Below are 18914 nucleotides of genomic sequence, written 5' to 3'. Positions count from 1 at the left end.
AAACGAAGGGCTTGGGCGTTGAATCGCCCAAGCCCTTCGCCGTTTCAGAATCAGAGGACATGCAGATGAGCGATCCACTGGACAAAGCCACTTCCAAAGCACCCGCGACATTGGGCGAGGGCTGTTTGAGTCGGTATGACCCGGATGACCTGAGTCCAGACGACGGGACGGAGTTTCCCGGCGCTGCCGAGTTGTGGGAGCAACTCAAGGATGAACAGAGCGAGCCTAAGAAGCCTGCCTGACCTTCAGCAGCTTTCTGAGTAGCGGCCGTCCGAGCATCAGCAGAAACACCGGCCCGCCCACCACCAGATAAAAGTAGAACGTCACCACCCGCCAGATCAGAATCGCCGCCGCGGCAGTGGATTTGCCGACCATCGGTGCCAGTAGCGCCGCCGAGGTCAATTCTGCGGCACCTGCGCCGCCCGGCAGCAGGCTGAACTGGCCGGCGCCCAGCGAGAGCATCTGCACCAGAAAACTCCACGCCCACTGCAAATCCGCCCCCAGCCCACGCAGCGCCAGATACAGCACGCTATAGCGCAGTAGCCAGTGCACGCAGGTCAGGGCGAAGACTTTGCTCAAGGTCTGCCAAGGCAACTTCAGCGTATCGATGAACGCGGCAAGAAAATGCAGCAGCTTGCGTGCCCAGCGGCGACGGGTGCTGGCGCGCACGTTCATTCGAGCCAGCAGCCGTCCGCTCAGGCGAATCAGTTGGCGGTGGTAGCGCGCCAGCAGTACACAACTGCACAAACCGCCGAACAGCGACACCGCGCTGACGATCAGCAGCCATTCCATGCGATCGCTGAGGTGTTGGAACAGTGCGTAAATCAGAATCCCGCTCAGGGCGCAGAGAAAAAACAGCAAATCGCTCAACTGATCCATGGCAAATACTGCGCTGCCCCGGGCCGGGCGCACGCCGCTGCGGGCCAGCAACGCCATGATCGTCAGCGGCCCGCCGCTACCGCCGGGTGTCGCGCAGTAGGCGAATTCGGCGGCCATGACCACGCCGAGGCTTTTCATCGGCGTGACGCGATCCCGTTGATCACCGAGCAACAAACGCAGGCGCAAGGTGTTGATGCCCCAGCACAGCAGGATCATGCCGAACATGATCAGCAGCCATTGCAACGGAAAGCTCTGCAGGCGCGCCCAGATTTCGCTGCCGCCGAGCAGCAGCGGGATCGACACCGCCGCGAGCAGGCCGATCAACAACACAATGCCGCGACTCATGCGGCGCGGTCCTGTTGACCGCGCTGTTGGGCGAGCCAGTTCACTTTGGTCATCGGTACTCGTCCTTCATTCAGCAATCGTTCGAGAGTGTTCAGCCAGTAATGGCGGGAGAATTCGTGGCGCATGTCCACCGGGTGCAAGCCTAGCCGAATCACCGGCGCCTGGCGCCAGTGCTGTTCACGCTGGTCGCTGATGATCTTCGACAGGCCGCGACGCCATGCACTGCGGGCGCTCCAGACCAGCCCCGGCGCATCGATAGAGGTGAAGTCCGGTAAACGATAAAGATGCTGCGGGTCGCTGGTGTAACTTAGCGGCAGTTCGCGCAGGGCCTGCCGTGTGCCGTCGCTCATCAGCCAGGCGGGGGCGACGAAACCCTGCAGCGGCCAGTCGTAACGCCGGAACAGGTCAATGCCGGCGCGCAGTCTGGCGAGAGCGGCTTCGCGAGACAAGTGATAAAACTCGCCTTCATGGGTATAAATGCGCCGCATGAACCAATCGCGCGGCGTGGTCGGGCCTGGCTCCTGGTCGTCGTGAAAGTAACCGTGCAGAGCCAACTCATCGCCGCGGGCGACGCGTGCGCTCAGCAGCCGGCGAAAGTCCGTGTGAGCGTCTAGGTTGTTGTGGCGATGAAAATTCGGCACTACCAGCCAGGTCATTGGCACGTCACCCAAAGCATCGACGGCTTCAACAAAGGGTCGGTAATCCGTCCAGGTCGATGGGGCCACGTCGTGCAGCACCAGCAACATGGCGGGCCGATTGAGCGAGTCAGCCATTAGCCACCCGTGGTATCGCAAGGCCGAGGACGGCGTGATAGTGACTGAGCAGACTGTCGACCACCGTGTCCCAGGCGTAATGCCGTTCGACATGCTGGCGCGCTTGCTGGCCGAGTTTCACGCTGCCGCGACTGAACAATTCCCGCACGGCATTGGCCATGGCCTGGGGATTGTTCGGCGCACACAGCAGACCGCAGGACTCAGTGACGATTTCTTCGAACGCTCCGGCCGCCACAGCGACCACTGGAATACCGCTGGCCATCGCTTCGAGGATCACCAGACCGAAGGTTTCCTGATCGCCGGCATGCAACAACGCATCGGCACTGGCCATCAGGCGTGCCACGGTCGGTGCCGGGCAGAACTCATCAATGACGCTGACGTTGTCCGGCACCGCGGCCGGCATTGCCGAGCCGACCAGCAACAAGTGATAGCGCGAGCCAAGGCGCGGCATGCACTTGAGCAAGACCGGCAGGTTTTTCTCTTTCGAACCGCGCCCGGCGAAGATCAGCAGGCGGGCGTCTTCGGCAATGCCCAGTTCGGCCCGCAAGTCCGGGTCGCGGGCGCCGGGGTGAAAGGTTTGCAGATCAACGCCCAACGGCTGTACGAAGACGTTGCGCACGCCCAGGCCTGTGAGCTTGTCAGCCATCACCTGACTGGGCGCGAGAACCCGGTCGAAGTTGCCATACAACTTGGTGACATAGGCCTCGACGTTGGGCGTGACCCGATGCCCCATGCGGTTGCTGACCAACAGCGGCAAGTCCGAGTGATAGAAACCGATCACCGGCACGTCCAGCTGCCGCCGGGCATCCAGAGCTGCCCACGCGGTGAGATACGGATCGCCGACCTCGATCAGATCGGGCTGCAAATCCTGCAGAACATTTCTCCAAGGAGCCAGGCGTACCGGAAAGCGGTAGCCCTTGCCGAAGGGCAGGGCGGGGGCGGGAACCGTGTACACGCCATCGTGTTCACCGAAATGCGCGCCGGGGATCAGCAAACTGTGACGAATCCCGGGTTTGACGCTCAACCGACGGTGTTTTGCATCGAGATAAGTACGTACGCCACCGCTGGCCGGGGCGTAGAACATGGTAATGTCGGCGATATGCACGGTGATCGTCCCTCCGCAGCGTTGCTCTCCTTTGGTTGACCTTTATCCAGAATAGATGTTCGGTCGGGATTGCGCGGGGTAGGGTCGATGCGAAAAGATCGCAGCCTGCGGCAGCTCCTGCAGGGAAAACACATTCCAACTGCAAGAGCTGCCAAGGCTGCGATCTTTAGATTTTCAGATGCGGAAGCTGCCCACCAACTGCTTCAACCTCGAAGCCTGCTGCTCCAGATCCGAACAGGCACGCAATGTCGCGTGCAGGTTCTCCACCCCTTCCTGGTTCAGCGTATTGATCTCGGTGATATCGACGTTGATCGACTCGACCACGGCGGTTTGTTCCTCGGTCGCCGTAGCCACCGACTGGTTCATCCCATCGATCTCGCCAATGCGTTGGGTCACGCTGTTCAAGCGCTCGCCCGCCAGGTTGGCGATTTCCACGCTGTCCTGGCTGTGACGCTGGCTGTCGCTCATGGTGCTCACCGATTCCCGGGCGCCGACTTGCAGCTCCTCGATCATGGTTTGTACCTGCTGCGCCGATTCCTGGGTGCGGTGGGCGAGGTTACGCACTTCGTCCGCCACCACGGCAAATCCGCGCCCGGCCTCACCGGCACGCGCGGCTTCAATCGCCGCGTTGAGCGCCAGCAGGTTGGTTTGCTGGGAAATACTGGTGATCACTTCGAGAATCTGCCCGATGTTCACGGTTTTGCTGTTCAGCGACTCGATATTGCTGCTCGACGCGCTGAGCATGCTCGACAGTTGATTCATCGCCTTGATGCTGCGATCCACCACTTGCTGGCCGTCTTCGGCGAGGCCGCGGGCGTCGCTGGCCTGGTTCGAGGCTTGCGCGGCGTTGCGGGCGATTTCCTGGGCGGCGGCGCCAAGTTGGTTGATCGCGGCGGCGACACTGCTGGTGCGCGACGCCTGCTGATCGGAGTTGTACATCGACGAGTTCGACGCCGCGACCACACGCAGGGCGACTTCGTTAACCTGCCCGGTGGCCGACGACACTTCGCGGATCGAGCCATGAATACGCTCGACGAAACGGTTGAACGCGGTACCGAGTACACCGAATTCATCGTTATTGACGATGGTCAGGCGCTTGGTCAGGTCGCCTTCGCCATCGGCGATGTCTTCCATGGCGCGGGTCATGACGTGCAGCGGCTGGATCAGGATGCGGATCAGCATGCCGAGCAGGGCAATGATGATCGCCACGGCAATCACCGTTGCGATTACTGCCGAGGTGCGGAACTCGCTGAGCATCGCGAACGCCTTGTCTTTGTCCACTGACAGGCCGATGTACCAGTTCACCGACGGCAGACCCTTGATCGGGGCGAAAGTGACGATGCGGGTCTTGCCATCGACAGTGACTTCACTGGAGTCGCTGCTGATGCGCGGGGTGTCCTGCGGATAGGCCTCCTTCAGTGATTTCATCACCAGGGCTTTGTCCGGGTGCACGAGGATCTTGCCGTCGGCGCTGACCAGGAACACATAACCCATGCCGTCGAAATCCCGGGCGGCCAGTGTGTCGACCAGTGATTGCAGGCTCAAGTCACCGCCGACCACGCCAACGCTCTGACCGGCCTTTTTCGAGGCGGTGGCGATGGAGATGATCAACTGGCCGGTCGCGGCGTCGATGTACGGTTCGGTCAGGGTCGGTGTGCTGCTGCTCTCGGCACCTTTGTACCAAGGACGAACGCGTGGATCGAAACCGTCCGGCATCTTCACGTCCGGGCGGATGGTGAAGTGGCCGGTGGCATCGCCCAGATAGGTCGCCATGAATGTCGAGGTCAGGGACTTCTGTTCCAGCAGGCTGGCGACATTGGTCGCTTCCGGGTTGATGGCGATATTCTGGGCAGCGTTCTCGACCAGCAGAATGCGGCCATTGAGCCAGGTCTGGATATTGTCGGCGGTGACCTCGCCCATCTCGTTGAGATAGTTGTTCAGGTCATCGCGGATTGCGTTGCGCTGTAGCCAGTCGTTGTACAGCGTGAACGAGGCGAAAGCGGCGATGACGATGAGGGCGGCGGCAAGCAAAATTTTATGGCTGAAGCGCAGGTTTTTGTTCATGGCTTGGGGTTCCGCTAAGGTCTTAATGTCCTGGGCGTGCTTTTATAAAGACGCTCAATATGGGCAAGGGTGAAAAAAGCTGATATTTCCGTCTCTCCTTAGGGAAATGTCCGACCCGACTTTTCAGTCAGGTTCACGCCTTTATTTATCGGCCATCGCGAATTAAAGATTAACCATTGGGTGACAAAATGCCTGACTCATCGCAACTCGTAATCGGCGCCGATCTCGCGGGGCAACCGATAGCCCAGGCCATGCGCCTGGCCAACCGACATGGACTGGTTGCCGGCGCGACCGGCACCGGTAAGACCGTGACTTTGCAACGTCTGGCCGAAGCCTTCAGCGACGCGGGCGTCGCGGTGTTTGCCGCTGATATCAAGGGAGATCTGTGCGGCCTCGGTGCTGCCGGCAACCCGCAGGGTAAGGTCGCCGAGCGCATCGCCGGCATGCCATGGCTCAATTACAAACCGCAGGCTTATCCCGTGACCTTGTGGGACATTCACGGTCAGTCCGGTCATCCACTGCGCACCACGTTGAGTGAAATGGGGCCGCTGCTGATTGGCAGCCTGCTTGAGCTGACCGACAGTCAGCAGTCGGCGCTCTATGCGGCGTTCAAGGTCGCTGATCGCGAAGGCCTGTTGTTGCTGGATCTGAAGGATCTGAAAGCGCTGCTCAATCACCTCAAGGACAATCCACAGCTGTTGGGCGAAGACGCCGCGCTGATGACCACCGGTTCCAGTCAGGCACTGTTACGCCGCTTGGCAACGCTGGAGCAGCAGGGTGCCGAAGCCTTGTTTGGCGAGCCGGCGCTGCAACTGGAAGACATCCTGCAACCCGCTGCCGATGGCCGTGGGCGCATTCATCTGCTCGATGCCAGCCGTCTGGTACACGAGGCGCCGAAGGTTTATGCGACGTTTCTGTTATGGCTGCTGGCCGAACTGTTCGAGCAGTTGCCGGAGCGCGGCGATGCCGATAAACCGCTGCTGGCGCTGTTTTTCGATGAGGCGCACTTGTTGTTTGGCGACACGCCAAAGGCGTTGCAGGAGCGGCTGGAGCAGGTGGTGCGGTTGATCCGTTCCAAAGGCGTGGGTGTGTATTTCGTCACCCAATCGCCGACCGACCTGCCGGATGACGTGCTGGCGCAACTGGGGCTGCGCATCCAGCACGGCCTGCGTGCATTCACTGCAAAAGAGCAGAAATCCCTGCGCGCGGTGGCTGACGGGTTCCGGCCGAATCCGGCCTTCGACAGTCTGTCGGTGCTGACCGAGCTTGGGATCGGTGAGGCGTTGGTCGGTACGCTTGCCGAGAAAGGCACGCCTGAAATGGTTCAGCGCGTGTTGGTCGCACCGCCGCAATCGCGGATCGGGCCGTTGACCGAAACCGAGCGAACAATGCTGATTGCCGGATCGCCGTTCAAGGGACGCTATGACAAACCGATCGATCGGGAGTCGGCTTATGAAATCCTGATGGGGCGTAAAGGGTTGGCCCCGGAGGCTGAAGCGCCGGCAGCTGCTCAAGAACCGAGTCTGGCGGACAGGGCTGGCGAGTTCCTGGGGACCGCGGCAGGGCAGGCGCTGAAGTCGGCGATGCGCCAAGCGGCCAACAACCTGGGCAAGCAACTGGTGCGTGGCCTGATGGGTTCGCTGCTCGGAGGCAGCAAACGCCGCTAAAAGCAAAGATCGTCCGATCGCGGCCCGAGCCTGCGGCACCTCCTAGAGGGGATGCATTCCAGCTGTAGAAGCTGCCGCAGGCTGCGATTTTTTCAGGGCTTGGCTTTGGCGTGCGCCGCAAGGCGCTCCAGCGCCGCCCGCAGATTCGGATCACTGATCCCGTCCGCCGTGGCCTGAATGGTCGCCGCTGCATCCGTTGAAAGATCCATCGTATGCCCGGTTGCTCCACGCTGAACCGTCGGTGGTTGAACCTTGAACAGAATCCGCGTCAGGCTGGCGAACTCGTCGAACATCTGCAATTGCCGTTGCAAGCGCTTTTGCTGATAGCGCAGGCGAGTGGCCCAATGACCATCGGTGACAATTAACAGGAGACTGCCCTCACGCCACGACGCCACATGGCAATGTTCGCGGGCGGCGGGTTGCAGTTGGCTTTCGAGCAGGCGTTGCAGATGGCCCAGTCGCTGGGCATGGCCGAGGATGGCTTTGAGCGGCTTGGCTTCGCGTAGCAAAACGGCGGGTGCTTTGGCCGTAAGAGGGCGAAACGCCATGATTGAACACCTGAAAGTACAGAGGCGCCATGGTAGCAGAAAGCACCGAATTCACTCGCCCATTGCTTTTGCCCCTGCTTTGCCCATTAAATCAACGACTAACTTCTTTTGCGTACGACTTGAAGTTGAGCAAAACGCCCCTATTTTAAGTGAGCCCCGTCAAAGCGCAGTGCCAGCATCGTGGAACATCGCCACTTTCCTCACCACCGTTTCCGGGTAGAATGCTCGTTCGCATGCGGCCATGAGGGCTGCACGGGCGACTCACGGGGCCGCCCTCCATCCCTTTAGTGTGGAAGATCCTGCCGATATGTTTGCGCCTTTGTTAAAGAAACTTTTTGGAAGCAAGAACGAGCGTGAAGTCAAACGCATGCTCAAGACGGTGCAGCTCGTCAATGCCTTCGAAGAGCAAATGGTGGCCCTTTCGGACGATCAATTGCGCGCCAAGACCGATGAGTTCAAGGCCCGCATCGCCAAAGGGGAAACCCTCGACAAGCTGTTGCCAGAAGCCTTTGCGGTCGCCCGCGAAGCCGGCAAGCGCATCATGGGTATGCGCCACTTCGACGTGCAACTCGTCGGCGGCATGACCTTGCATGAAGGCAAAATCGCCGAAATGCGCACCGGTGAGGGTAAAACCCTCGTGGCTACCCTGGGTGTTTACCTCAACGCACTGTCCGGCAAGGGCGTGCACGTTGTGACGGTGAACGACTACCTGGCCCGTCGTGACGCCAACTGGATGCGCCCGCTGTATGAATTCCTCGGCCTGACCGTCGGCGTCGTGACGCCGTTCCAGCCGCCGGAAGAGAAGCGTCTCGCTTACGCTGCCGACATCACCTACGGCACCAACAACGAATTCGGTTTCGACTACCTGCGAGACAACATGGCGTTCAGCATGGAAGAAAAATTCCAGCGCGAACTCAATTTTGCCGTGATCGACGAAGTCGACTCCATCCTCATCGACGAAGCACGTACCCCACTGATCATTTCCGGTCAGGCCGAGGACAGCTCCAAGCTGTACACCGAGATCAACAAACTGATCCCGCAGCTGGAACTGCACGTTGAAGAAGTCGAAGGGGAAGTCACCAAGGCTGGCCACTACACCGTTGACGAGAAGACCCGTCAGGTCGAACTCAACGAAGCCGGTCATCAGTTCATCGAAGACATGCTCACCCGTGTCGGCCTGCTGGCTGAGGGCGAGAGCCTGTACTCGGCGCATAACCTGGGTCTGCTGACCCACGTTTATGCCGGTCTGCGTGCGCACAAGCTGTTCAATCGCAACATTGAATACATCGTGCAGGACGGTCAGGTCGTACTGGTCGACGAGCACACCGGCCGTACCATGCCGGGCCGTCGTTTGTCCGAAGGTCTGCACCAGGCCATCGAAGCCAAAGAAGGCTTGAACATTCAGGCCGAGAGCCAGACCCTGGCATCGACCACGTTCCAGAACTACTTCCGTCTGTACACCAAGCTGTCCGGCATGACCGGTACCGCTGACACCGAAGCGTTTGAATTCCACCAGATCTATGGTCTGGAAGTGATGGTCATTCCGCCGAACAAGCCGTTGGCGCGTAAAGACTTCAACGACCTGGTGTTCCTGACAGCCGAAGAGAAGTACGCGGCGATCGTGACGGACATCAAGGAAAGCATGGCCGCTGGCCGTCCGGTGCTGGTGGGTACTGCGACCATCGAAACCTCCGAGCACATGTCCGCACTGCTCGTGAAGGAAGGCATCGAACACAAGGTTCTGAACGCCAAGTTCCACGAAAAAGAAGCCGAGATCATCGCGCAAGCCGGTCGTCCGGGTGCACTGACCATCGCCACCAACATGGCCGGTCGTGGTACCGACATCCTGTTGGGCGGTAACTGGGAAGTTGAAGTCGCATCGCTGGAAGACCCGACCCCTGAGCAGATCGCCCAGATCAAGGCCGACTGGCAGAAGCGTCACCAGCAAGTGCTGGAGTCCGGCGGTTTGCAGGTGATTGCATCCGAGCGTCACGAATCCCGTCGTATCGACAACCAGCTGCGTGGCCGTGCCGGCCGTCAGGGTGACGCCGGTTCCAGCCGCTTCTACCTGTCGCTGGAAGACAGCCTGATGCGTATCTTCGCCTCTGACCGGGTGAAGAACTTCATGAAAGCCCTGGGCATGCAGCCGGGCGAAGCGATCGAGCACCGCATGGTGACCAACGCGATCGAGAAGGCGCAGCGCAAGGTTGAAGGCCGCAACTTCGACATTCGTAAGCAACTGCTTGAGTTCGACGACGTTAACAACGAACAGCGTAAAGTGATTTATCACATGCGTAACACGTTGCTGGCCGCCGACAACATCGGTGAAACCATCGCCGACTTCCGTCAGGACGTACTCAACGCGACCGTCAGCGCCCACATTCCGCCGCAATCGCTGCCAGAGCAGTGGGACGTCGCCGGTCTGGAAGCCTCGCTGCAGAGCGACTTCGGTGTGGCGTTGCCGATCCAGCAATGGCTCGACGAAGACGATCACCTGTACGAAGAAACCCTGCGCGAGAAGCTCATGACCGAGCTGATGGCCGCGTACAACGAGAAAGAAGATCAGGCCGGTGCCGAAGCACTGCGCTCCTTCGAGAAGCAAATCGTTCTGCGCGTGCTGGACGACCTGTGGAAAGACCACCTGTCGACCATGGATCACCTGCGTCACGGCATCCACCTGCGTGGCTACGCTCAGAAGAACCCGAAGCAGGAATACAAGCGCGAGTCGTTCACGCTGTTCTCCGAGCTGCTGGATTCGATCAAGCGCGACTCCATCCGTGTGCTGTCGCACGTTCAGGTTCGCCGTGAAGATCCGGAAGCCGAAGAGCAACGTCTGCGTCAGGAAGCCGAAGCACTGGCCGCCCGCATGCAGTTCGAACACGCCGAAGCCCCTGGTCTTGATCAGCCGGAAATCCTGGGTGAAGAGGTCGATGTGGCCCTCGCCACCGCCCCGGTTCGCAATGACCAGAAGCTAGGCCGCAACGAACTGTGCTACTGCGGTTCGGGCAAGAAATTCAAGCATTGCCACGGGCAGATTCAGTAACACCCGTTTCAATCGCTGATGTACCCGCGCCGCGACCGGCATAAGCCGTCGCGGCGTTTTGCCATTTAAACCACCGCTTTCAAATGGCGGTGCTGACTTCATTGAGTAAGGAGCGCATTCATGGCTGTTGGTCTTGGTCCTTTGCCAACGTTGCACCCGGTTGCCGGTTTTGAACTCGGTATCGCCTCGGCCGGCATCAAGCGCCCCGGGCGCAAAGATGTCGTGGTGATGCGCTGCGCCGAAGGTTCGACCGTGGCGGGCGTGTTCACATTGAACGCCTTTTGTGCAGCACCGGTGATTCTGGCGAAAAAACGCGTGCAGAACGCTGTGCGCTACCTGCTGACCAACACCGGTAACGCCAACGCCGGTACCGGCGAACCAGGCCTGGCCGCTGCCGAGCGCACCTGCGCCAAACTGGCCGAGCTGACCGGCGTTGCTGCTGAACAGATCCTGCCGTACTCCACGGGTGTCATCGGCGAGCCATTGCCGGTCGAGAAAATTGAAGGTGCCTTGCAAGCCGCACTGGACGATCTGTCGGAAAACAACTGGGAAGCGGCCGCCACCGGCATCATGACCACCGACACCCTGCCCAAAGGTGCCAGCCGCCAGTTTCAGCATGACGGCGTGACCATCACCGTTACCGGCATCAGCAAAGGCGCGGGCATGATTCGTCCGAACATGGCGACTATGCTCGGCTACATAGCCACCGACGCCAAAGTCTCCCGCGATGTCCTGCAAAACCTGATGCTCGACGGCGCCAACAAGTCGTTCAACCGCATCACTATCGACGGCGACACTTCGACTAACGACTGCTGCATGCTGATCGCCACCGGCAAGGCTGCACTGCCGGAAATCACCCGCGCGGAAGGCGAACTGTTCGCCAAACTCAAGCAAGCGGTGTTCGAAGTGTGCATGGACGTGGCCCAGGCCATCGTGCGAGACGGCGAAGGCGCAACCAAGTTCGTCACCGTTGAAGTCAACGGTGGCGGCAATCACCAGGAATGCCTGGACGTCGGCTACACCGTGGCGCACTCGCCGCTGATCAAGACCGCGCTGTTCGCCTCCGACCCGAACTGGGGACGCATCCTGGCCGCTGTCGGCCGTGCCGGCGTGCCGGATCTGGACGTGAGCAAGATCGACGTGTTCCTCGGCGATGTGTGTATCGCCAGCCGTGGCGCCCGCGCTGAGACCTACACTGAGGCGCAGGGCTCGGCGGTGATGCAGCAGGAAGAGATCACCATCCGTATCGAGCTGGGTCGCGGCGATTGCAGCGAAACCATCTGGACCACTGACCTGTCGCATGAATACGTGAAGATCAACGCCGAATACCGGACCTGATCCGAGACCGAGTCGCTGCAATCGCCAGCAGTCTGGCTCCCACAGGGCTTGTGTTCACTGAACATCTACTGTGGGAGCTAGTCTGCTAGCGATGGCGTCGGTTCAGGCATCGCAAGTCCCAAAGCTTTTCCACTGACGAAAAGGCGCCAAAACCATGTCTCTGCACCTGATCATCGGCGACAAACTGCTTTCCTCCTGGTCCCTGCGCGCCGCCTTGGCGCTCGAATTGACCGGCGCTCCCTACACCGAAGAGTTGATCAAACTCGGCAAGCCCGACACCCGCGAGCGTCTGCTCAAGCATTCGCCGACTGCCAAAGTACCGCTGCTGAAAACCGCACGCGGCACCGTGGCTGATTCCTTGGCTATCGCTGAGTACCTCGCCGAGCAGTTTGCGTCCGAGCAGCTTTGGCCAACCGACCTCTTCGCCCGCGCCCAGGCGCGATCCGCCTGTGCGCAAATGCACAGTGGCTTCTTCGCCATGCGCAACCACATGCCGTTCAACCTGAGCCACAACGCGCCGCTGAACCCGGTGCCGCCGGAAGTGAAGGTCGATATCGAACGCATGCTCGCCTTGTGGGCTGAATGCCGTGCTGTCGCCACCGAGAGCGGGCCGTACCTGTTTGGTCGTTTGAGCCTGGCCGATGCGTTCTTCGCACCGATTGCCGTGCGTTTGCGCACCTATCAGGTGAAGCTGCCGGCCGCCGACGAAGCCTATGTTGAAACCGTCTACCAATGGCCGGCCTTCAAGGCATGGCAGAAGGCTGGACTGGAGGAGATGAACCCGTGAAACGTGTACACGTCGCGGCTGCCGTCATACGTGACGACAGTGGCAAAATTCTCATCGCCCGCCGTGCCGACACCCAGCATCAGGGTGGTTTGTGGGAGTTTCCCGGCGGCAAGGTCGAGGCTGACGAGTCGGTCGAAACCGCGCTGGCCCGTGAGCTGCACGAAGAGTTGGGCATTGTCGTAGGCAGCGCCCGGCCATTGATCAAGGTGCGTCACGATTACCCGGACAAACAGGTGTTGCTGGATGTCTGGGAAGTCTCGGACTTCAGCGGCGAACCCCACGGTGCCGAAGGTCAGCCATTGGCCTGGGTAACCGCGAAGGAGCTGGCGAACTACGAGTTTCCGGCGGCCAACCAGCCAATCGTCGCAGCGGCACGTTTGCCAGCCGAATACCTGATTACTCCGGAAGATCTGGAAACCCCGGCGTTGTTACGGGGCATCCAGAAGGCGATTGCCGGCGGGATCAAATTGATCCAGCTGCGTGCGCCCAATGGCTATGACCCGAAGTACCGTGATCTGGCGGTGGATGCAGCGGGTCTGTGTGCCGGCAAGGCGCAGTTGATGATCAAGGGGCCGTTCGAATGGCTCGGTGATTTCCCGTCCGCCGGGTGGCACATCACCTCCGCGCAACTGCGCAAGTATGCGGCGGCGGGGCGACCGTTGCCTGCGGAGCGTTGGTTGGCGGCGTCTTGCCATAACGCCGAAGAACTGGCGCTGGCCGAACAGATGGGCGTGGATTTCGTGACCCTGTCGCCGGTGCAGCCGACGTTGACTCATCCGGATGCGCAGCCGTTGGGCTGGGAGCAGGCTTCGACGTTGATCGAGGGGTTCAGCAAACCGGTGTTCGTGTTGGGCGGGGTTGGCCCGGCTGAGCGTGAGAAGGCCTGGAGCTTTGGGGCTCAGGGTGTGGCAGGGATTCGGGCGTTCTGGCCAGATTCTCTGTAAAGGCTACTGGCGTCATCGCTGGCAAGCCAGCTCCCACAGGTTTGAGTGTGTACACAACATTTGTGAGTGACATAAAACCCTGTGGGAGCTGGCTTGCCGGCGATAGCGTCCTGACAGGCGCTATATATCCTGAGGTTTTGGCGCCGGCTGCCACAAAATCTCCGCAACCCCCTGCCGCCGCGCAATCACTCGCGCCGCCACAAACAACAGATCCGATAACCGATTGATATAGGCCAAACCAACCCCGGCCAACGGCTCGATCGCATTCAAATGCTGACAGCGCCGCTCGGCACTTCTCGCCAGACTCCGGCACACATGGGCCTGAGCAATCAGCATCGAGCCGCCCGGCAAAATGAAATTCTCCAGCGGCCCCAGCTCTTCATTCCACACATCGATCGCCGCTTCCAACCGTTCGATTTCCGCCTCGTTCAGTGCCTGATATTCCGGCATTGCCAACTCGCCACCCAGATCGAACAGCCGATGCTGACACGGCGCCAACACCTCAATCAGCTCATTCAAGCCAGGCGTAGCTTCACGTTCGGCAAGCAGTCCAGCCAGCAACACGCCCACCTGACTGTTCAGCGTATCGACTTCACCAATCGCCTCGATACGCGGGTGATCCTTGGGTACACGGCGGCCATCGCCCAGGCCGGTTTCGCCTTTGTCGCCGGTGCGTGTGTAGATTTTCGACAGGCGAAAGCCCATGGGTTACCTCGATAATTGATTGGTTTCTGGAGCGATGGCAGTGGGTTGGGCCAGCGGCAGGCGCAAGGTGAAACATGTGCCTTGCCCGGGCGCTGACTGCACTTCCATCTGCCCTTTGTGGTTGTTGGTGATAATGAAGTACGACACTGACAAGCCAAGTCCTGTGCCTTGACCGATTTCCTTGGTGGTGAAGAACGGTTCGAAGGTGCGTTTGCGCACGTTCTCGCTCATGCCGATGCCGTTGTCCTCGACTTGAATCTCGGCCCACGGCGGATTGAGTCGGGTACGCAGGATGATCCGCCCCGGTTCGCTGTCGTCTTCGCGCTGATGAATGGCCTGTGCGGCGTTTTTCAATAGATTGAGCAGCACTTGTTCCAGCTCGTTGGCGGTGCCCGGCACCGGACCCAGCGCCGGGTCGAATTGGCGGATGATCGCCTGACCCTTGAAATCAAAACCGATGGCCAGATCGAAGTCGTTGCCGGCGATTTCAACCGCTTGATCAATCAGTGCCGGCAAATCGCACGGGGCCATTTGCCGGGTGCTGCGGCGGCTGAAACTGAGCATGTGAGTGACGATTTTTGCTGCCCGCGCTCCGGCCTGTTGAATGCCATCGAGCAGTTTCGGGACTTCCCGGCCTTGCAGATAACGGTTGACCGTGTCCAGTTCGATGCCCAGTTGCTCGGCGGTTTCGAGGTTCTTCGGCAGATCCGCTGACAGGCGCCGGCGGATGTTCTGCACGTTATGCAGGATCGCGCCCAGCGGGTTGTTGATTTCGTGGGCCATGCCCGCTGCGAGGCCGCCGACCGAGAGCATTTTTTCCGACTGCACCATCATTTCTTCCAGCGACAGGCGCTGGGTAATGTCGTCGATACGGATCACCACACCACGCCCGGCGCCGCCCATCAGCGGGTAGAACGTGAGTGCGTAATGCTTGGGCTCGTCGTCCTTGAACCAGGTCACGCGTTCGATTTTCGCCACGGTGTGTTGCTCGACGGTCTGCTTGAGTTGCGGCAGAAACGGTTTGAGCGGCTCGAAGGCGAGAAATATCGGCTGGTTCAGCGCTTCGTCGAGCCGGGTGCCGGAGAGGGCGCTGGCTTCCTGGTTCCATTGGGTGACGTAGAGCTGTTCATCAAGGGCGATCAGCGCCGACGGCATCGAGTCGATGATGCTGTTGAGGTAGTTCTGGAAACCGGTGAGTTTCTTCTCGATCTTGCTGCGTACCTGGACTTCCAGCTCCAGCTTGCGGTTGGTGTGGCGGGTTTCCTCGGCCAGGCCCTGGGCCTGATCGTAAGCCGCTTGTGAGTCGTCGCGGGCACGTTTGAGTTGCTGCTCGCGGGCTTCGATGCGCGACAGCATGGTGTTGAACGCCTCGGCGAGGCTGCCGATTTCGTCGTGGTTGCCGCGTGAAGCGCGCAGTGCGTAGTTCTCTTCACGGGTCACCTGACGCGACAACTCTTCAAGTTGATGAATCGGTCGGGTGATCAGCCGCTTGATCTGCCGGGCAATCACCAGCCACAGCAGCACGCTGAAAATCAGGATGCCAAGACTGGCCGTCAGCGTGCCGGTGTAGAACGCCATGGGCAATTCGCTACTGGCGACCAGTAATAGATGACCCGGCGCGGTGCCGGGGCGGGGCAAGGTGATCAACTGGTTGCTGCGAAACTCGGTGAGTTGCCAAGCCTCAATGTGCCGGTAACGTTCCGGCAGGTCGAGTTTGTCGCCGTGCTGCACTTGCGCGAGCCTTTCGCCCTTGCCGTCATACAGGGCGGCAGCGCGCAGTGGAGAATAGCTGTCGAGCTCCTTGAGCAGACGTTCTGCACTCTGCGGTGATTGCAGGGCTTCGCTGACAAGACTTGGGTTGGAGATCAGTCGGCCGATGGTCTGCAAGGCCTGAGGGGCCATGCTTTCCTGGGAGATGTAATAGGCGGCGCTGATAAAGGTCAGGTTGGCGACCAGCAAGACAGTGGTCAACAGCACCAGCAGGGCGGCCAGCAGTTTCTGGCCGACCGGCAGGTTTTCGAGGCGCTGGCGCAATGGCATCAGGTTTATCGCAGCAAAGGAACAAGTGGCCAGCGTAGCCGCTGCTCAGTCGCTGGGCAATCCGAGGCTGTGCAGATGAGCGATCAGACGTTGCTGCAATTGACTGAGGTGCGGCAGGTTCAACTGGTGGCGCGCAGCGACTTTGCAGGCGTGGCCCAATAAATAGCTGATCTCGGTGCGGCGCTGGTTGGCCACATCCTGATACATCGATGAGTAATTGGCTGCGGTGGCCTGGATCACTCGCTCGACTTCCTGTTGCAGATTGTCGGCGGCTGACGGTTGGCCGCAGCGCTGCAGCAGTTCGGTCAGTTCGACGCACAGCGTGGCGACTTCGCAATGATGCGCCTGCAATCCGCCGTTGCGGCAGTTATGCAGCACGGTCAGCGGATTGATCGCGCAGTTGAGCGCCAGTTTGCGCCACAGCCGGGTGAGGATGTCGGTGCTCCATTCGTGGGGGATTTTTGCGGCTTGCAGATCATCCAGCCAGATTGGCGCGACCGGATGCGCGACATCGCCGAGCCAGGTGTAACCGTGACCGGCAAAAACCACGCGCCAGTCACCGTCGCGGAAGGCGCCTTCGGTACTGGAGGCGCTGATGCAGCGCGCCTGGGGCACTTGCGCGGCGACAGCGTCCTGACTGCCGAGGCCGTTTTGCAGCAGGATCAGTTCGGCATCGGGCGCCAGGCGTGGGGCGAGGCGGGCGACCGCGCTTTCGGCGTCGTAGGCTTTGCAGGCCACCAGCAGGCGTCGGATCGGTTCGGGGTTGTCCGGGGTTTCGCCGGGAACTGCATAGGTGCGGGCTTGTCCCTGTTCCACAAGGGTCAGTCCACCTGCCGCTTCATAGCTATGCAAGCGCTCGGTATCGCGCACGATCAGCCTGACCGGTAATCCGGCCCGGGCCAGCCGCGTAGCCCAGAGTGTGCCGAGACTGCCGGCGCCGAGAACATGCCAAAGGGTGGACATCAGTTTTTTGCTCGAATGGGTGCAGGCATGTGCGGCTCGCCGTGTCGTCAGGAAAAGACCCGTTATAATGAGCCCGATTTTAACCGCAAGCCAAGCGCGCTCCATCCTCATCGAGCGCGCCTTTTTTATTGGAGAGATTACATGCCGTCGTTCGACGTGGTATCCGAACTGGACAAACACGAACTCACCAACGCGGTCGAGAACGCCGTGAAGGAACTCGATCGTCGTTATGACCTGAAAGGTAAAGGCAGCTTCGAGTTCAAGGAAAAAGACCTGACCGTCAACCTGACCGCTGAAGCCGATTTCCAGCTGGAAGCGATGATCGAGATCCTCAAGCTTGCCCTGGTCAAGCGCAAGATCGACGTGCAGTGCCTTGAAGTCAAAGACGCTTACGCATCGGGCAAGCTGATGAAGCAGGACGCCGTGCTCAAGGAAGGGATCGACAAGGAGCTGGCGAAGAAGATTGTCGGCCATATCAAGGATGCCAAGCTCAAGGTGCAGGCCGCCATTCAGGGCGAGCAGGTACGTGTCACCGGCAAGAAGCGTGACGACCTGCAAGAAGCCATCGCGGCCCTGCGTGCCAAGGAATTCGGCATGCCACTGCAGTTCAACAACTTCCGCGACTAAGCTTTCTCATGCGGAACCTGTGGGAGCGGGCTTGCTCGCGAAAGCGGTGTGTCAGTCAACTTCATTATTGAATGGCACACCATTTTCGCGAGCAAGCTCGCTCCCACTTTTTATTTGTTTATAGCCCGGGTAGCCGGAAATCAGGAGATAGAACATGGATTTGAATGCTGAGGTGGACCACCTGGTCAAGGCATCCCAGGCGTGGATACCGATGATCATGGAATACGGCAGCCGTGTGCTGCTGGCAGTGATTACCCTGGCCATCGGCTGGTGGCTGATCAACAAGGTCACGCAAAAACTCGGCGGTCTGCTGGCCCTGCGTAACGCTGACCTGGCGCTGCAAGGCTTCATCAGCAGTCTCGCCAACATCATTCTCAAGGTGCTGCTGATTGTCAGCGTCGCTTCGATGATCGGTGTTGAAACCACTTCGTTCGTTGCGGCGATCGGTGCTGCCGGCCTGGCCATCGGTCTGGCCTTGCAGGGTAGCCTGGCGAACTTCGCCGGCGGCGTGCTTATTCTGCTGTTCCGTCCGTTCCGTATCGGTGACTGGATCGAGGCCCAGGGTGTGTCGGGTACGGTCGACAGCATCCAGATCTTCCACACCGTGCTGCGTACCGGTGACAACAAGACCATCATCGTGCCGAACGGTAATCTGTCGAACGGCATCATCACCAACACCAACCGTCAGCCAACCCGCAAGGTTGTCTTCGATGTGGGCGTGGATTACGAAGCGGATCTGCAAAAGGCCCGTCAGGTGCTGCTGGATCTGGCCAAGGATGAGCGCGTTTTACAGGACCCGGCACCGCAAGCCGTAATCTCGACACTGGGCGACAGTTCGATCACTGTTTCCCTGCGTGTGTGGGTTAAAACTGCAGACTATTGGGATGTGATGTTCATGTTTAACGAACAGTCCCGCGATCGTTTAAAGACTGCAGGCATTGATATCCCGTTTCCGCAGCGGGTTATTCGTGTAGTTCAGGAAACAGCTGCACAGTAACAACATTGATACCTGGCCTCGCGGTCAGTTAATTAATGTCAGACCCAAGAGATGTTCACACTCTTGGGTTTTTTTATGTCTGTTGTGAA

The 18914-nt window shown here is 59.9% G+C and carries 16 protein-coding genes and 1 pseudogene; 8 read left to right on the top strand and 9 right to left on the bottom strand.

Annotation, left to right across the window (positions count from 1 at the left end):
• The first annotated feature begins 65 nt into the window (after positions 1 to 65).
• Complete coding sequence (locus ACA074_RS21600) at positions 66 to 242, top strand: hypothetical protein (RefSeq protein WP_401268656.1); 177 nt, start codon at positions 66 to 68, stop codon at positions 240 to 242.
• Here the strand turns inward: ACA074_RS21600 and gpgF are convergent.
• The 5 genes and pseudogenes from gpgF to ACA074_RS21575 all read right to left on the bottom strand — a co-directional run.
• Complete coding sequence (gene gpgF / locus ACA074_RS21595; RefSeq protein ID WP_497615215.1) at positions 226 to 1224, bottom strand: glucosaminyl phosphatidylglycerol flippase; 999 nt, start codon at positions 1222 to 1224, stop codon at positions 226 to 228. The genes ACA074_RS21600 and gpgF overlap by 17 nt on opposite strands.
• On the bottom strand, positions 1221 to 1997 hold the full coding sequence (gene gpgD / locus ACA074_RS21590; RefSeq protein ID WP_497677764.1) for an N-acetylglucosaminyl phosphatidylglycerol deacetylase: 777 nt from the start codon (positions 1995 to 1997) through the stop codon (positions 1221 to 1223). The genes gpgF and gpgD overlap by 4 nt, the downstream gene beginning before the upstream one ends.
• Positions 1990 to 3102 (bottom strand): N-acetylglucosaminyl phosphatidylglycerol synthase, encoded by a 1113-nt coding sequence (gene gpgS, locus ACA074_RS21585; RefSeq protein ID WP_497677763.1) that lies wholly within the window; start codon positions 3100 to 3102, stop codon positions 1990 to 1992. Before gpgS ends, gpgD begins: the two co-directional genes overlap by 8 nt.
• A gap of 174 nt (positions 3103 to 3276) precedes the next feature.
• Entirely contained in the window at positions 3277 to 4041 is a 765-nt protein-coding gene (locus ACA074_RS21580) for a methyl-accepting chemotaxis protein (RefSeq protein WP_370872677.1), read from the bottom strand.
• A gap of 93 nt (positions 4042 to 4134) precedes the next feature.
• Positions 4135 to 5166, bottom strand: a pseudogene (locus ACA074_RS21575) (HAMP domain-containing protein); the annotation flags it as partial.
• Positions 5167 to 5354: 188 nt separating this feature from the next.
• Here ACA074_RS21575 and ACA074_RS21570 point away from each other — a divergent pair.
• Positions 5355 to 6833: a helicase HerA-like domain-containing protein gene (locus ACA074_RS21570; protein ID WP_497677762.1), complete on the top strand. Its 1479-nt coding sequence runs from the start codon at positions 5355 to 5357 to the stop codon at positions 6831 to 6833.
• A 92-nt stretch (positions 6834 to 6925) separates the two neighbouring features.
• Here the strand turns inward: ACA074_RS21570 and ACA074_RS21565 are convergent, their stop codons facing one another.
• A complete protein-coding gene (locus ACA074_RS21565) occupies positions 6926 to 7381 on the bottom strand; it encodes a DUF721 domain-containing protein (RefSeq protein ID WP_187678089.1) in 456 nt (151 codons plus the stop codon).
• A 307-nt stretch (positions 7382 to 7688) separates the two neighbouring features.
• On the opposite strand from ACA074_RS21565, the gene secA reads away from it, so the two are divergent.
• The 4 genes from secA to ACA074_RS21545 all read left to right on the top strand — a co-directional run bounded on the left by secA (position 7689) and on the right by ACA074_RS21545 (position 13493).
• Entirely contained in the window at positions 7689 to 10424 is a 2736-nt protein-coding gene (secA, locus tag ACA074_RS21560; RefSeq protein WP_497657981.1) for a preprotein translocase subunit SecA, read from the top strand.
• A 120-nt stretch (positions 10425 to 10544) separates the two neighbouring features.
• Positions 10545 to 11762 (top strand): bifunctional glutamate N-acetyltransferase/amino-acid acetyltransferase ArgJ, encoded by a 1218-nt coding sequence (gene argJ / locus ACA074_RS21555; RefSeq protein ID WP_187678087.1) that lies wholly within the window; start codon positions 10545 to 10547, stop codon positions 11760 to 11762.
• A 154-nt stretch (positions 11763 to 11916) separates the two neighbouring features.
• Positions 11917 to 12549, top strand: coding sequence for a glutathione S-transferase family protein (locus tag ACA074_RS21550; protein WP_489878874.1), 633 nt, complete (start codon positions 11917 to 11919; stop codon positions 12547 to 12549).
• Positions 12546 to 13493 carry a Nudix family hydrolase gene (locus tag ACA074_RS21545; protein WP_497677761.1) on the top strand — a complete coding sequence of 316 codons (948 nt, stop codon included), beginning with the start codon at positions 12546 to 12548 and terminating at the stop codon, positions 13491 to 13493. Before ACA074_RS21550 ends, ACA074_RS21545 begins: the two co-directional genes overlap by 4 nt.
• 120 nt (positions 13494 to 13613) lie before the next feature.
• Here the strand turns inward: ACA074_RS21545 and ACA074_RS21540 are convergent, their stop codons facing one another.
• Genes ACA074_RS21540 through ACA074_RS21530 form a run of 3 tightly spaced genes read right to left on the bottom strand, consistent with a single transcriptional unit; the run spans position 13614 to position 17201 of the window.
• Positions 13614 to 14198, bottom strand: coding sequence for a cob(I)yrinic acid a,c-diamide adenosyltransferase (locus tag ACA074_RS21540; RefSeq protein ID WP_497677760.1), 585 nt, complete (start codon positions 14196 to 14198; stop codon positions 13614 to 13616).
• A 3-nt stretch (positions 14199 to 14201) separates the two neighbouring features.
• Positions 14202 to 16238, bottom strand: a complete 2037-nt coding sequence (locus ACA074_RS21535) for a sensor histidine kinase (protein ID WP_187679776.1) — start codon at positions 16236 to 16238, stop codon at positions 14202 to 14204.
• Between the two features lie 45 nt (positions 16239 to 16283).
• Positions 16284 to 17201: a putative 2-dehydropantoate 2-reductase gene (locus tag ACA074_RS21530; protein ID WP_497657978.1), complete on the bottom strand. Its 918-nt coding sequence runs from the start codon at positions 17199 to 17201 to the stop codon at positions 16284 to 16286.
• A 141-nt stretch (positions 17202 to 17342) separates the two neighbouring features.
• Here ACA074_RS21530 and ACA074_RS21525 point away from each other — a divergent pair, with 141 nt between their 5' ends.
• On the top strand, positions 17343 to 17828 hold the full coding sequence (locus ACA074_RS21525) for a YajQ family cyclic di-GMP-binding protein (protein ID WP_027619814.1): 486 nt from the start codon (positions 17343 to 17345) through the stop codon (positions 17826 to 17828).
• A 154-nt stretch (positions 17829 to 17982) separates the two neighbouring features.
• Positions 17983 to 18825: a mechanosensitive ion channel family protein gene (locus ACA074_RS21520; protein ID WP_489878879.1), complete on the top strand. Its 843-nt coding sequence runs from the start codon at positions 17983 to 17985 to the stop codon at positions 18823 to 18825.
• The last annotated feature ends 89 nt before the right edge of the window (positions 18826 to 18914 follow it).

This window comes from Pseudomonas sp. LBUM1655 (assembly GCF_059716085.1).
The sequence above is the reverse complement of the archived record's forward strand: the minus strand, read 5'-3'. Positions and strand labels throughout refer to the sequence as shown.

Excerpts from the sequence above, each read along its gene's own strand:
- ACA074_RS21600 (WP_401268656.1), top strand. The coding sequence starts at position 66 with ATGAGCGATCCACTGGACAAAGCCACTTCCAAAGCACCCGCGACATTG.
- gpgF (WP_497615215.1), bottom strand. The coding sequence starts at position 1,224 with ATGAGTCGCGGCATTGTGTTGTTGATCGGCCTGCTCGCGGCGGTGTCG.
- gpgD (WP_497677764.1), bottom strand. The coding sequence starts at position 1,997 with ATGGCTGACTCGCTCAATCGGCCCGCCATGTTGCTGGTGCTGCACGAC.
- ACA074_RS21580 (WP_370872677.1), bottom strand. The coding sequence starts at position 4,041 with ATGTACAACTCCGATCAGCAGGCGTCGCGCACCAGCAGTGTCGCCGCC.
- ACA074_RS21570 (WP_497677762.1), top strand. The coding sequence starts at position 5,355 with ATGCCTGACTCATCGCAACTCGTAATCGGCGCCGATCTCGCGGGGCAA.
- ACA074_RS21565 (WP_187678089.1), bottom strand. The coding sequence starts at position 7,381 with ATGGCGTTTCGCCCTCTTACGGCCAAAGCACCCGCCGTTTTGCTACGC.
- secA (WP_497657981.1), top strand. The coding sequence starts at position 7,689 with ATGTTTGCGCCTTTGTTAAAGAAACTTTTTGGAAGCAAGAACGAGCGT.
- argJ (WP_187678087.1), top strand. The coding sequence starts at position 10,545 with ATGGCTGTTGGTCTTGGTCCTTTGCCAACGTTGCACCCGGTTGCCGGT.
- ACA074_RS21550 (WP_489878874.1), top strand. The coding sequence starts at position 11,917 with ATGTCTCTGCACCTGATCATCGGCGACAAACTGCTTTCCTCCTGGTCC.
- ACA074_RS21540 (WP_497677760.1), bottom strand. The coding sequence starts at position 14,198 with ATGGGCTTTCGCCTGTCGAAAATCTACACACGCACCGGCGACAAAGGC.
- ACA074_RS21535 (WP_187679776.1), bottom strand. The coding sequence starts at position 16,238 with ATGCCATTGCGCCAGCGCCTCGAAAACCTGCCGGTCGGCCAGAAACTG.
- ACA074_RS21530 (WP_497657978.1), bottom strand. The coding sequence starts at position 17,201 with ATGTCCACCCTTTGGCATGTTCTCGGCGCCGGCAGTCTCGGCACACTC.
- ACA074_RS21525 (WP_027619814.1), top strand. The coding sequence starts at position 17,343 with ATGCCGTCGTTCGACGTGGTATCCGAACTGGACAAACACGAACTCACC.
- ACA074_RS21520 (WP_489878879.1), top strand. The coding sequence starts at position 17,983 with ATGGATTTGAATGCTGAGGTGGACCACCTGGTCAAGGCATCCCAGGCG.